The 13,104-nt window shown below is 76.3% G+C and carries 11 protein-coding genes and 1 riboswitch; of the genes, 6 read left to right on the top strand and 5 right to left on the bottom strand.

Going from position 1 to position 13,104, the window contains the following annotated elements; all coding sequences use genetic code 11:
- Positions 1 to 103: 103 nt before the first annotated feature.
- From E1O70_RS00130 to E1O70_RS00120, 3 genes are all read right to left on the bottom strand, one after another.
- Positions 104 to 1,252: an alpha/beta hydrolase gene (locus tag E1O70_RS00130; RefSeq protein ID WP_082774579.1), complete on the bottom strand. Its 1,149-nt coding sequence runs from the start codon at positions 1,250 to 1,252 to the stop codon at positions 104 to 106.
- Between the two features lie 94 nt (positions 1,253 to 1,346).
- Positions 1,347 to 1,946 carry a DnaJ family domain-containing protein gene (locus E1O70_RS20220; RefSeq protein ID WP_061268292.1) on the bottom strand — a complete coding sequence of 200 codons (600 nt, stop codon included), beginning with the start codon at positions 1,944 to 1,946 and terminating at the stop codon, positions 1,347 to 1,349.
- Positions 1,947 to 2,009: 63 nt separating this feature from the next.
- Entirely contained in the window at positions 2,010 to 2,648 is a 639-nt protein-coding gene (locus tag E1O70_RS00120; protein WP_128957678.1) for a hypothetical protein, read from the bottom strand.
- Positions 2,649 to 2,771: 123 nt separating this feature from the next.
- Here E1O70_RS00120 and E1O70_RS00115 point away from each other — a divergent pair, with 123 nt between their 5' ends.
- Together E1O70_RS00115 and E1O70_RS00110 are read left to right on the top strand one after the other, a co-directional pair.
- Positions 2,772 to 3,962, top strand: coding sequence for a pyridoxal phosphate-dependent aminotransferase (locus E1O70_RS00115; RefSeq protein WP_061268291.1), 1,191 nt, complete (start codon positions 2,772 to 2,774; stop codon positions 3,960 to 3,962).
- A gap of 95 nt (positions 3,963 to 4,057) precedes the next feature.
- Positions 4,058 to 4,957: an endonuclease/exonuclease/phosphatase family protein gene (locus E1O70_RS00110; protein WP_240696545.1), complete on the top strand. Its 900-nt coding sequence runs from the start codon at positions 4,058 to 4,060 to the stop codon at positions 4,955 to 4,957.
- 16 nt (positions 4,958 to 4,973) lie between these two features.
- On the opposite strand, the gene E1O70_RS00105 is transcribed toward E1O70_RS00110, so the two are convergent.
- Positions 4,974 to 5,342 carry a CBU_0592 family membrane protein gene (locus E1O70_RS00105; protein ID WP_128957677.1) on the bottom strand — a complete coding sequence of 123 codons (369 nt, stop codon included), beginning with the start codon at positions 5,340 to 5,342 and terminating at the stop codon, positions 4,974 to 4,976.
- Positions 5,343 to 5,557: 215 nt separating this feature from the next.
- Here E1O70_RS00105 and E1O70_RS00100 point away from each other — a divergent pair, with 215 nt between their 5' ends.
- Positions 5,558 to 6,475 carry a LysR family transcriptional regulator gene (locus E1O70_RS00100; protein ID WP_043653108.1) on the top strand — a complete coding sequence of 306 codons (918 nt, stop codon included), beginning with the start codon at positions 5,558 to 5,560 and terminating at the stop codon, positions 6,473 to 6,475.
- A gap of 80 nt (positions 6,476 to 6,555) precedes the next feature.
- The gene (locus E1O70_RS00095; RefSeq protein ID WP_128957676.1) at positions 6,556 to 8,037 is read left to right on the top strand and encodes a lactate/malate family dehydrogenase; all 1,482 of its coding nucleotides are present in this window, start codon (positions 6,556 to 6,558) and stop codon (positions 8,035 to 8,037) included.
- A gap of 47 nt (positions 8,038 to 8,084) precedes the next feature.
- Here E1O70_RS00095 and E1O70_RS00090 read toward each other — a convergent pair whose 3' ends face one another.
- Complete coding sequence (locus tag E1O70_RS00090) at positions 8,085 to 8,450, bottom strand: SdpI family protein (RefSeq protein WP_167496878.1); 366 nt, start codon at positions 8,448 to 8,450, stop codon at positions 8,085 to 8,087.
- A 175-nt stretch (positions 8,451 to 8,625) separates the two neighbouring features.
- A riboswitch (glycine riboswitch) is annotated at positions 8,626 to 8,733 on the top strand.
- Between the two features lie 280 nt (positions 8,734 to 9,013).
- Here E1O70_RS00090 and gcvP point away from each other — a divergent pair.
- Positions 9,014 to 11,869 (top strand): aminomethyl-transferring glycine dehydrogenase, encoded by a 2,856-nt coding sequence (gene gcvP / locus E1O70_RS00085; RefSeq protein ID WP_370670932.1) that lies wholly within the window; start codon positions 9,014 to 9,016, stop codon positions 11,867 to 11,869.
- Positions 11,866 to 13,089 (top strand): glycine cleavage system aminomethyltransferase GcvT, encoded by a 1,224-nt coding sequence (gene gcvT / locus E1O70_RS00080; protein WP_061269383.1) that lies wholly within the window; start codon positions 11,866 to 11,868, stop codon positions 13,087 to 13,089. Before gcvP ends, gcvT begins: the two co-directional genes overlap by 4 nt.
- The last annotated feature ends 15 nt before the right edge of the window (positions 13,090 to 13,104 follow it).

The following is a 13,104-nucleotide window of genomic DNA, read 5'->3' as shown; positions in this document are numbered from 1 at the left end:
CCACCCGGGAGATCCCCCGACGGTGCGACCCCGGCCGCGGCGCCCTCCCCCTGCGGGTGGACCGGGGCGCGCCGCCCGAGGTGTCATCGGGTGTCGTCGAGCGTCACCGGCGGCGGGTCCGCCCGCGCAGCGTCCCGACGGCGGTGCCCACGGACCGCGCGACGGACCGTCCCGCGTGACGCACCGTGGCGCCGAGCCGGCCGAGCGCGCGGCCCACGCCGCCCGTCGCGCGCGGCGCGCCGCGGGGAGAGGGGGCGACGGCGTCGGGCACGGGCGGCGTGACGGGCGCGGGCCGCGGCAGGTACGCCCCGACCCACTGCGCGACCCGCCCGTAGGCGAGCGCGCGCACGGGCCGGGCGGAGAGGACGACGTCGTGCAGGGCGCCGTCGAGGCGCGCGACCGTGACGAGGTCGCCGAGCTGGACCGAGCGCTGCGCGACGCCGTCCACGTCGATCGCGGTGTCCGTGCGCATCATCTCGGGCGACCAGCGGGGCAGCAGCGTGCTCCGGGCCGAGAGCAGCACGAGCACCGGCGCGCCGATCCCGAGCCCGCGTGCGACCGTCTGCTGGCCGTGGAAGACGGCGGACAGCCACGCGGGCGTCGTCCGGAAGCCGTGCTGCGGGCGCCAGGCGAGGTCGTAGGACCACTCGCCGTCGAACTCCTTGCTCACGGAGCGCGTGTAGAAGCCGAGGTCGACGTTCGGCAGCGGGCGCGTGGGCGTGAGCCGGGCGCGCGCGCCGATCACGGGCTCGAGCAGAAGACGGCCGACCTCGCGCGTCTGGAACTCGAGCCACGGGCTGTTGAGGACGAGCGCCGCCGCACGCCCGGGGTGGCGCGCGAGCCACAGGCTCAGCGTCAGGCCGCCGGTCGAGTGGCCCATGAGCACGACCTCGCGCGGGGACCGCCCGTCGCCCCGGTGGCCCATCGCGACGAGCGCGGCCTCGATGTCCTCGTCGTACGTCGCGAGGTCGGCGACGAACCCGGGAGTCTGGCCGGGCCTTAGGCTGCGGCCGTACTTGCGCAGGTCGAGCGCGTGGAACCGCGCGCCGTGCGCCTCCCAGAAGTCGGCGAGCTCGGTCTGGAAGAAGTAGTCGGACCAGCCGTGCACGTACAGCACGTCGAGGTACGGGTCGGGCCCCGGGCGCCGGCGCCGCACGAGCGTCGCGACGACGTCGCCCTCCTCGTCGGGCGCGAGCGGCAGCGTGAGCTGCTCGTAGTCGTCGCCCAGGACGTCGGGCTGCCAGTCCGCCATGCGGCCGACCCTAGGCGGGCCCGACGACGACCGCCCGCCCGGCGGGTCGCGGACCGGTCGGGCGGGGTCGGGTCCGGTCGGGCCGGTCCGGTGGTCAACGGTCGGCGCGGCGGGCGCGCCAGCGCGCGACCTCGTGCTCGACGTCGCGCGTCGGGGTCACGACGGGCGGCCCGCCGAGCAGCTGGCGGCGGGCGTCGACGACGCGCGCGTTGAAGTCCGCGAGGATCTCGCGCACGGCCTGCTCGTCGAGCTCGCGGTCGAGGCGGTCGTCGAGCTCACGGTCCTCGGTCTTGAGGAGCATCGCCGGCGGCCCGAGACCGGTGAGCTGCTCGCGCTCGATGACCGCCTTGAGCCACCAGTCCGGGTCGTGCGTGCCCGTGAGCCCGGGGATCGGCTTGCCCGCGAGGGGGAGGTCGTCGAACTCCCCGCGGCGGACGGCCTGGTCGATCACCGTGTCGACGTACATCGCGCGGTCCTCGGGTCGTACACGGCGCGGACCCCCGACTGGGGCGTCGTCGTCGCGCGCCTCGACGGCGCCGTGCGTGCCCGCCCCGCCCGGCGGCTCGCGGCGGGCGGGGTCGTCGTCGGGCACCTCCCGCTCCGCGGCCTCGCGCGCGGCCTCCCGCTCGACCCGGTACTGCGCGGCCCGCCGGACGGGGTCGTCGTCCGGGGTGCGGGAACGTCGTCGGAACACGAGCACCTCCCTCGTCGTCTCCGCCCAGCGTAGGCAGCCCCGGTCCGGCCGGACGAGCGGACATCAGCCGTCGAGGAGCGGGTGGTACCGGCGGCGCAGGGCCCGGTCGAGGGCGGCCAGCACGCCGCCGACCGTGAGGACCGTGTTCACCGGGCCCGGGAGGTCCGGCACGAACGGCGGCGTCCAGCCGGTGAACTGCGACGCCAGCTCGAGCAGCTGCGGCACCTGCGTCACGAGCGCGACCGCGAGCACGACCCACGCCGTCACGCCCACCGCGCGGCTCGCCGTCGGGCGCTCGCGGTCCATGCGGTCGCGCCACGCCTCCGCGGTCCCGGGCAGCGGCGGGACGTCGTGCACGGTGCCGACCGCGTCGACGACGCGCACGTACCGCATCCCGTAGGTGCTCATCCTCGCCTCCAGCGTCGCGCCCCCGAGGTCGAAGCGGGCGCGCGAGCGCTGCTCGTCGACGAGCCGGCCGTCCCGGTACAGGCGGATGCGCTCGTCCCAGTCGAGGAAGTCCACGGCCACGACGTACTCGTGGCCGCCGTGCCGGAGCCCGAACGCGCTCCGCCACAGCACGGCCCACCCGCGCACGGGGCGGAAGGTCGCGGCGCCGTCGCGTCGGTCGCCATGGTCGCCGTGGCCGCCGCGGTCGTCCTTCCGGTCCTCGGGGCCGTCGCGCCAGGCGTCGTCGGTCGTCATGGCCTCATCCGACCCCGGGCGCGCGGTACGGCGCGTCGCCCGGACGACCGACACCTCCGCGCGGGGCCGGCCGGCGTCCGCCGAACGGATGACCCCGGGCATGATGGGCTCATGCCCGGGTCGATGAAGGTCTCACGCCGCTCCCACGTGCCGCCGTTCGCCGTGATGGAGGTCCTCGCCGAGGCGAACCGCCTGCGCGACGCCGGCGCGTCCGTCCTCAACCTCTGCGCGGGCGAGCCGTCGACCGGGGCGTCGGACGTCGTGCGGCGCCGGGCGATCGAGCTGCTCGAGCACGGCGACCTCGGCTACACGGAGTCGCTCGGGGTCCCCGCGCTGCGGCGCGCGATCGCCGAGCACTACGACCGCTGGTACGGCGTCGAGATCGACCCGGCGCGGGTCGCGGTGACCACCGGGTCGTCCGGCGGGTTCCTCCTCGCGTTCCTCGCGGCGTTCGACGTCGGCGACCGCGTCGCGCTCGCCCGCCCCGGCTACCCCGCGTACAAGAACATCCTGCGCGCGCTGGGCTGCGAGGTCGTCGAGCTCGACTGCGGCCCGGAGACGCGCTACCAGCCCACGGTCTCGCAGCTCATGGAGGCGTACTACGACGGCGGCCTCGACGGGCTCGTCGTCGCGAGCCCCGCGAACCCGACGGGGACGATGATCCTGCCCGCCGAGCTCGACGCCGTCGCGGCGTGGTGCGCCGACCACGACGTGCGGCTCGTGAGCGACGAGATCTACCACGGCATCGTCTACGGCGACGGCGACGGCGCGGAGCGTCCGGCCGCGGCGCTGCCGACGGCGGCGCGGTACGTGCCCGACGGCGCGGTCGTCGTCAACTCGTTCTCGAAGTACTGGGCGATGACCGGGTGGCGCCTCGGGTGGCTCGTGCTGCCGGACGAGCTCGTCGGGCCGGTCGACGCGCTCGCCGGGAACGTCGCGCTGTCGCCGCCCGCGCTCGCGCAGCACGCGGGCGTCGCCGCGTTCTCCCCCGAGGGGTATGCCGCCGCGGCCGAGAACGTCGCGCGGTACGCGGCGTCGCGCGAGCTCGTGCTGTCCCGGCTCGACGACCTCGGGTGGTCGCGGGTCGCGCCCGCCGACGGCGCGTTCTACGTCTACGCCGACGTGTCCGGGGACGGCCTGGACTCCGTGACGTGGTGCGCGCGCCTGCTCGCCGAGGCGGGCGTCGCGCTCACCCCCGGCACGGACTTCGACGGCGTCCGCGGCGGGGACTGGGTCCGGCTGTCGTTCGCCGCGGCGCCGAGCACGGTCGCCGAGGCGGTCGAGCGCATCGCCGCCTGGCGCCGCACCCTCTGACGGGCCCGGGGCGCGCCGCCCCTGCGGCGTCCCCGGTACCGGGCGGGGAACCCGCCCTGGTCGCGACGGTCCGCGGCCCGCGCGAGGATCGTCCGGTGCCCCACGACTCCCGTGACCTGACCCACGGACCGCTGCCCCCGCGACCGGAGGGCGCCCTCCGTCTCGCGACCTTCAACACGCTGCACGGCGCCGCGCTCGACGGGACGGTCGACGTCGAGCGGTTCGCGCGCGCCGTCGCCTACCTCGACGCCGACGTGCTCGCGCTCCAGGAGGTCGAGCGCGACTCGCCCCGCTCGCACCGTGCCGACCTCGTGGCCGTCGCGGCGGAGGCGCTGCGCGCCGAGCACCGGCACCTGTCCCCCACGCTGCGCGGCGTCTCCGGTGCGTGGGTGCGCGCGGGCCGGCCGGGGTCGGGCGTGCGGCGCGTCCCCGGCGTCGCGTCGTACGGGATCGGGCTCGTCAGCAGGTTCCCCGTCGAGCGGTGGGCGCGCCTCGAGCTCGACCGGATGCCGTGGCGGTCGCGCGTGCGACGGCGACGGCCGGGTGCCGCGACGGGGGCCGCCCGCCTGCTCCCGTTCCGGGTGGTGCCCGACGAGCCGCGCGCCGCGCTCGCCGCTGCCGTCCGCACGCCGTGGGGGCCGCTCACCGTCGTGACGGCGCACACGACGTCGCGCCCCGAGTTCACCGCGGACCAGCTCCGGTCCTTCACGGGGGCCTGCGCGCCGCTCCCCCGCCCGCTCGTGCTGCTGGGCGACCTCAACCTGCGCGCGCCCGAGCCGGCGGAGATCACCGGGTTCACGTCGCTCGCCGACGTGCTCACGCACCCCGTCGACCGGCCCGTGCGGCAGATCGACCACGTGCTCGCCGACGGCCTGCCCGGCGGCCCGACCGTCCGGGCCCTCGGGCCCGCCACGGCCGTCGACACGGGGCTGTCCGACCACCGCGCGGTCGTCGTGGACGTCGTCCTGGAGCCCGCGCCGGGCGCCTCGCGCTGAGCGGGGCCGGGGGCGGTCAGGCCGCGAGCCCGACCTCCTGGGGAGCGGGGTCGCCGTCGGCGCGCACGGCGGCCGGTGCGGAGGCGGCCGCCGTGATCCCGGCGGCCTCGGCGAGCGTGCGACGGCGCGCACGACGCGCCCGCACGATGACGACGATCGCCTGGGCGCCGATGAGGACCCACACGAGGTTCGCGGCGACGGACGGCCACACGCCGTTCGCGGCGGCGACCATGCCCATGAGACCTGCGGCGGTGAGGTTGGTCAGCTGGAACGGGGCGGACGACGGCGCCCAGCGGCCACGGCTGACCATCGCGTAGGCGACGACGCCGGCGGCGGCACCGATCCAGCCGAGGAACATGACGATCGCGTCGAGGGTGACGGGCACAGCGGTACTCCGGTGACGAAGAAGGGGTGGAGGGGGTACCGCGACGCTGCGGTGGCTGTGCGCTCCGGGCCGATGGCTGGTGGCGCGGGTGGTGCGAAGCTCGGGCGCCGACCCGTAAGGAGGAGGAGGTAACCGACCGGCGCCACGACAAGTGTGAGGCCTTCCGAGGTTCAGCACAATCGAAGGATTCTGCACCGGCCGTTTAGCATCTCTACATGGCGACGGACCCACGCAGACTTGGTTTCCTCCTTGCCGTGCACCGGGGCGGAGGCATCCTCGCGGCAGCGGATCTCCTGCACGTCACCCCGTCCGCGGTCTCCCAGCAGATCCAGCGGCTCGAGGCCGAGGAGGGGGTCGTCGTGCTCGACCGCGGACCGCGCGGCGTGACCCTCACCCCGGCCGGTCGCGTGCTCGCCGAGACCGCCGAGCGCATCGAGACCGAGCTCGTCGAGGCCCGCAAGGCGCTGGCCGCGCTCGGCGACGAGGTGAGCGGGCGCGTCGCCGTCGGCTCCTTCCAGACGGCGATCCGCGCCGTCGTCGCACCCGTCGCCGGGAGGCTCGCCGAGACCGCGCCGGGGATCGAGCTCGACGTGCAGGAGCGCGAGCCCACCGAGGCCCTGCGGCTGCTGCGCGCGGGCGAGCTCGACGTCGTGCTGCTCGAGCGCGACTACGAGGCCGACTCCCCCGCCCCGCGCGGCACGCGCGAGATCGTCCTGCTCGACGAGCCGTGGCGGCTCGTCGTCCCCGCGGGCATGCCGACGCCCACGCGACTCGACGACGTGCGCGACGCCGTCTGGCTGGGACCGGAGCCCGGCACCGCCGCCGCCCGTGCGCTCCGGCGGCTGGCCCGCGGGCTCGGCGGGACCCTGCGCACGCGGCACAACTACTACGACTTCGACGTCGCGCTCTCGCTCGTCGCCGCCGGGCTCGGTGTCGCGATGCTCCCGGCGCTCGCCGTGGAGGGCGGCGCGTCGGACGAGGTGCCCGACGGCGTCACGGTCGTCGGGCTGCCCGGCCTCGGCTCGCGCCGCCTCGTCGCGCGCCACCGCGCGACCCGGCACGAGCCGCGCCCCGTGGTCTCCGCCGTGCTCGACGAGATGGTCGCCGCCGCGGGCGACATCGCGTTCGCCTGACGCCGGGGTCCCCGGGTCCCCGGGGCGATCCCGGGGGCCCTGAGGGCCCGCGACATCACGGGGCGTCGTAGCCTGCCGGGGTGGACGTAGCGGTGGTGGGGGCGACGGGCGACGTCGGCCGACAGGTGTGCACGCAGATCGTCGAGCGGCGGGTGCTCCCGCCGACGGCGCGGCTCCAGCTCGTCGGCCGGGCCGGCGGGGCGTCGGGGCGGGCCGTGCACGGGCTGCGCGCCGACCTCGTCGACGCGTACGACGAGCACGCGCCGCTCCTCGACGTCGCGCACTCGCCCGACGACGTCACCGCCGACGTCATCGTCGTCGCCGCCGGCCTCACTCCCCCGGCCCGGACGGGCGCCGACCCCGACCGGCGCGTGCTCGCCGCGACCAACGGCGCGGTGCTCGCCGAGTACGCGGACGCGATCGCGCGGCACGGCTCGGGGCACGAGGTCGTGATCGTCGTGACCAACCCCGTCGAGCTCGGCGTCGCGGTCATGGCGGAACGGCTCGGGCGGCACCGCGTGCTCGGCATGGGGGCCTGGCTCGACACGCTGCGGTTCCGGCGCGAGCTCGCGGTCGAGCTGGGCGTACGGCGGCACCGCGTCGGCGGGTTCGTGGGAGGCCAGCACGGCGAGGACGCCGTCCCGCTCTGGTCGACCGTCCGGGTCAGCGGGCTCGACGCCGACGAGCGGGCGCGCGCCGTCGCCGCGCTGCGCCGCGGCCGCACCCTCGACGCGCTGCCGGGCGAGATCGCCGCGGCGAAGGACGAGCTCGCGCGCGTCGCGAGCCAGGACATGGGTGCCGCGTTCGAGCTCATCGACACCTGGCCCGCCGACCTGCGGCTCGTCACGCGGCCCTGGATGACGCACCAGTCCGGCGCGAAGACCCCTGCGGGCACCGCGAGCGCGACCGTCGACCTCCTCGAGGTGATCCTCGACGGCCGCGAGATCGTCGTCGCGGGGCAGGTCGCGCTCGACGGCGAGCTCGACGGACGCCTCGCCCCGGCCGACGGCGTGCCGTCGCGCGGCGTCCTCGGCGTCCCGGTCGTGCTCGGCCCCGGCGGCTGGACGCGCGTGCTGCTCGACGAGCTGCCCGACGACGAGGCGCGCCGGCTCGTGCAGGCGGCCGAGGGGATCGATCGCCTGATCTCGGCGAGCGCGGTGTCGGACGCGGGCCGTGCGGCGGGCGCGGCGGGTCCGCAGGGCGGGGCGGGCTCGCCGGGCGTGGCGGCGGGCGTCCCCGGCGCGACCGGTGCGGCGGGCGCGGTGCGTGCGCCGGGCCCGGTCGGTGCGGAGCGCGACTGGGTCGCGACCGTGCACGGCCTCGACCAGCCGGGCACGCTCACCGCGCTCACCGGGGTCTTCTCGACGCGCGGCGTGAGCTTCGACTCGCTCGCGACCGGGCCGGTCGACGGCGACGGCCGGGCGGGGCGGATCGTCGTGTCGTTCCGTGCGACCCCCCGCCGCACGCGCGCCCTGGAGCGCGCGGTCCGGCGACTCGCGACGGTGCGTTCCGTCGTCGTGGAGCCCGCGGGCGACTCCTCCCGGCGCGGCACGCCGGGCTGAGCGACGGCCGGGCTCGCGGCGTCGACCGTGCACGTGCCGCCGCCGGGTCAGCGGCGAGGACCCACCTCGCGGCGCACGGCCCGCGTCCCGACGACGAGCCCTCCCACCGTGAGGGCGAGCGCCAGACCGGTCGCGACCAGCACGACGACGAGGCCCGCGGCGTCGTCGACGAGGAGGAGCACCGGGGCGGCCGCGACGAGCACCCAGCCCGCGGCCTCGCTCAGCGGGCGGGCCGCGCGGTGGGCGGTGCGCCAGGCGTCGTCGCTCGCCAGAGTCGTCGCGGTGCGGATGCCCGCGACCTGGTTGCGGCCGATCCGTCCGGAGGCCGTGGCGCGGGCGCACCAGACGAGCAGGAGACCCGCTCCGGCGAGGACGAGCAGGAGCACGAGATCGGCGACGGTGTCGGGGTGCACGTGCCCCACCCTGTCACGGCGGCGCGCGCCCGTGCCGGGCTACCGGTAGGCGTGCGCCTGGAGCGCGGACATCTCCGCGCACGGTCCGCCGCGAGCGCGACCGTGGCGCCTGCCACGGCCCGCCCGGGCGGCACGACCCCGGTAGGATCGTGCGCACAACTGCAGTACTGCCGCCCGAACCTCGACGGGAGAGCTCGGCAGCACGGTCCTCGGACCGGGCGCCGGCGCCGAAGGAGCAAGTCCTCCCCGGGAATCTCTCAGGCCCACGTACCGTCGAGGCGAGGCAACTCTGGAAAGCGGTCGTGCGCTCGTCGGACCCCCGGCGACCTCGGCCCACCGACGGTGCAAGTCGGCGCGCCCCGGCCCTCGTGGCACGGCGGACCGGCAAAACTCTCAGGTCGACGCGTGCGTCCGATGACAGAGCGGGGAGGGACCCGCCGTCGTCCCCTCCCCCGGAGGTCCCCGTGACCCAGCCGTCCCTCGACCGCACCTCGCCGCCCGACGCCGCCTCCGGCGCGTTCGCGCCGCGCCACCTCGGCCCGCGCGGCCGCGAGGTGCAGGTCATGCTCGACCAGCTCGGCTACTCCTCGCTCGACGCGCTGGTCGACGCCGCGGTGCCCGCGACGATCCGCACCGAGCGCCCGCTCGACCTGCCGGCGGCGCGCACCGAGACGGAGGTGCTCGACCACCTGCGCGCGCTCGCCGCGAAGAACGTCGTCAAGACGCAGATGATCGGGCTCGGCTACTACGGCACCGTCACTCCCCCGGTGATCCGTCGCAACGTCCTCGAGTCCCCCGCCTGGTACACGGCGTACACGCCGTACCAGCCCGAGATCTCGCAGGGCCGCCTGGAGGCGCTGCTGAACTTCCAGCAGGTCGTCGAGGACCTCACCGGCCTCGACGTCGCGAACGCGTCGCTGCTCGACGAGGCGACCGCGGTCGCAGAGGCCGTCGCCCTCATGTGGCGGGCGTCGCGTGCGAAGAGCGGCTACGTGGTGCTCGACGCCGACCTCTTCCCGCAGACGCTCGCGGTGACGCTCGGTCGTGCGCAGGCCGTCGGCCTGCCCGTGGTCGTCGCGGACCTGTCGGGCGGCCTGCAGGCGGGGCTCGCCGCCGCCCGCGCGGCGGGCGCGTTCCCCACCGAGGTGGACGACGACGCGCACCTCGTGGGCGTCGTCGTCCAGCAGTCGGGCGCGTCGGGTCGCGTCGTGGACTGGCGGCCCGTGGTCGCGGAGGCCAAGGGCGCGGGTGCGCTCGTCACCGTGGCGAGCGACCTCCTCGCCCTCACGCTGCTGGTCTCCCCCGGCGAGCTCGGCGCCGACGTGGCGGTGGGCTCCGCCCAGCGGTTCGGCGTCCCGCTGTTCTACGGCGGCCCGCACGCCGCGTTCATGGCGGTCCGCAAGGGCCTCGAGCGCTCCCTGCCCGGCCGCCTCGTGGGCGTCTCGATCGACGCCGACGGCGACACCGCCTACCGCCTCGCCCTCCAGACGCGCGAGCAGCACATCCGGCGCGAGAAGGCGACGAGCAACATCTGCACGGCGCAGGCGCTCCTCGCGATCGTCGCCTCGATGTACGCGGTCTACCACGGCCCCGACGGCCTCCGCGCGATCGCCGAGCGCACCCACGCCCACGCCACGACCCTCGCCGAGCACCTGCGCGCGGGCGGCGTCACGGTCGAGCACGACACCTTCTTCGACACCGTCCGCGCCGTGGTCCCGGGCCGCGCCGCCGCCGTCGTCGAGGCCGCCGCGGCGGCCGGCGTCAACCTGTACAACCCCGACGCAGATCATGTACAGATCGCCTGCGACGAGACCACCACGCCGGCGATCCTCGCCACGGTCGTGCGGGCGTTCGGGATCGACCCCGCAACCGGGCAGAGCGAGGACGCCGCTGCTGCCGCATCGCCCGGCCACGACCTCCCGACCTGGGCGACCCGCACGACGCCGTACCTCCAGCACCCCATCTTCCGTCTGCACCGCTCCGAGACGTCGATGCTGCGCTACCTGCGCCGCCTCGCGGACAAGGACCTCGCCCTGGACCGGACGATGATCCCGCTGGGCTCGTGCACGATGAAGCTCAACGCGACGGCGGAGATGGAGGCGATCTCCTGGCCGGGGTTCGCGGACCTGCACCCGTTCGTCCCCGCCGACCAGGCGCGCGGCTACGAGGAGCTGATCGGCGGCCTGGAGTCGGCGCTGGCCGAGATCACGGGCTACGCGGGCGTCTCGGTGCAGCCGAACGCGGGCTCGCAGGGCGAGTTCGCGGGCCTGCTGGCGATCCGCGAGTACCACGTCTCTCGCGGCGACGTGGAGCGCGACGTCTGCCTGATCCCCGCGTCGGCGCACGGCACGAACGCGGCGTCGGCGGCGCTGGCGGGCCTGAAGGTCGAGGTCGTGCGGACCGCCGAGAGCGGCGAGGTGGACCTTGCCGACCTGCGCGCGAAGCTGGCCGACCACGGGCCGCGGGTCGCGGCGATCATGATCACCTACCCGTCGACGCACGGCGTCTTCGAGGAGCACGTCCGCGAGGTCTGCGACCTCGTACACGAGGCGGGTGGTCAGGTGTACATCGACGGAGCGAACCTCAACGCGCTCGTCGGGCTCGCGCGCCCGGGGGAGTTCGGCGGCGACGTGTCGCACCTGAACCTGCACAAGACGTTCTGCATCCCGCACGGCGGGGGAGGGCCCGGGGTCGGACCGGTCGCGGTCGGCGAGCACCTGGTGCCGTTCCTCCCGGGCGACCCGCTGGCGCCGGGCGCGTCCGCCGCGACGCCCGTCTCGGCGACGCGGTACGGCTCGGCCGGGATCCTGCCGATCTCCTACGCGTACGTCGCGCTCATGGGCCCGGACGGGCTCACGGAGGCGACGAAGACCGCGGTGCTCACCGCGAACTACGTCGCGAGCCGGCTCGCCGACCACTACCCGGTGCTGTACACGGGCCCGAACGGCCTCGTCGCGCACGAGTGCATCCTCGACCTGCGCCCGATCACCGCGGAGACGGGTGTGACGGCGGAGGACGTGGCGAAGCGGCTCATGGACTACGGGTTCCACGCGCCGACGCTCTCGTTCCCCGTGGCAGGCACGCTCATGGTGGAGCCGACGGAGAGCGAGGACCTCGCGGAGCTCGACCGGTTCGTCGACGCGCTCGTCGCCATCCGCGGCGAGATCGACGCGGTCGCGTCGGGCCGCTGGGCGGTCGAGGAGTCGCCGCTGCGCGGCGCGCCGCACACCGCGGCGGCGCTCGTGGCGGAGGACTGGGCCAAGCCCTACTCGCGCGAGCTCGCGGCCTACCCGGTCGCGAGCCTGCGCGCCGGGAAGTACTGGCCGCCGGTGCGCCGCATCGACGGTGCGCGGGGCGACCGCAACCTCGTGTGCTCGTGCCCGCCCCTGGAGTCCTACGTGACGGGAGACCTCGCATGACCGAGCAGCAGACCGGGACGACCGAGAGCGCGGAGCGCCGCAGCCCGCTGCACGACGAGCACGTCGCGCTCGGCGCGAACCTCACGAGCTTCGGCGGGTGGCTCATGCCGCTGCGGTACACGTCCGACCTCGCGGAGCACCGCGCCGTCCGCGAGGCGGCCGGCCTGTTCGACCTCTCCCACATGGGCGAGATCGAGGTCGCGGGACCGCAGGCCGCGGCCGCGCTGGACCACGCGCTCGTCGGGAACCTCTCCGCGGTCGCGCCGGGCCGGGCGCGCTACACGATGATCTGCCAGGAGGACGGCGCGGTCCTCGACGACCTCGTCGTCTACCGCCTCGCGGACGAGCGGTTCCTCGTGGTCGCGAACGCGGGGAACGCGGACCTCGTCGCGCTCGAGCTCGTGGAGCGCGCCGCGGGCTTCGACGCGACGGTCACCGACCAGGGCGCGGGCACGGCGCTCGTCGCGGTCCAGGGGCCGCGTGCGGAGGAGATCGTCGCGGGCCTCACGGACCCGGCCGACCCGGTCGCCGCCGAGACCGTGCGGGACCTCCGGTACTACGCGGCCGCGCCGCTCGTGCTGCGGACCGACGACGGCCCGGTCGACGCGCTCGTGGCCCGCACCGGGTACACGGGGGAGGACGGGTTCGAGCTGTTCGTGCCTGCCGACCGCGCCGCCGACCTGTGGCGCACGGTGCTCGCCGCGGGCGCGCCGCTCGGCCTCGTCCCGGCGGGCCTGTCCGCGCGCGACTCGCTGCGCCTGGAAGCGGGGATGCCGCTGTACGGGCACGAGCTCGACACCACGACCACGCCGTACGAGGCGGGGCTCGGGCGCGTCGTGAAGCTCGACAAGGTCGACGCCGACGGCGCGCCGCTCGAGTTCGTCGGCCGCGCCGCGCTCGCCGCGCGCCGGGAGTCGCCGCCCGCGCGCGTGCTCGTCGGGCTCCGGGGCCTGGGGCGGCGGCCCGCGCGGGCGGGCTACGCCGTCGTGCTGCCGGGCGACGGCGTCGACGCCGGGGGAGCGGTGGGGGAGTCCGCGCGTCGCGTGGGCACGGTGACGTCCGGCGCGCCGTCACCGACGCTCGGCCACCCGATCGCCCTCGCGTACGTCACGCCCGAGCTGTCGGCGGAGGGCACCGAGCTTGCCGTCGACGTGCGCGGCCGGGCCGAGCCCGTGGTCGTCGTGCCGCTCCCGTTCTACCGTCGTCCCCAGCAGTCCTGACCGCCCCGTCGTCCC

This window comes from Cellulosimicrobium funkei, from assembly GCF_004519295.1.
Lineage (GTDB): Bacteria > Actinomycetota > Actinomycetes > Actinomycetales > Cellulomonadaceae > Cellulosimicrobium > Cellulosimicrobium funkei.
This window is presented reverse-complemented; position numbering and strand designations above follow the sequence as displayed.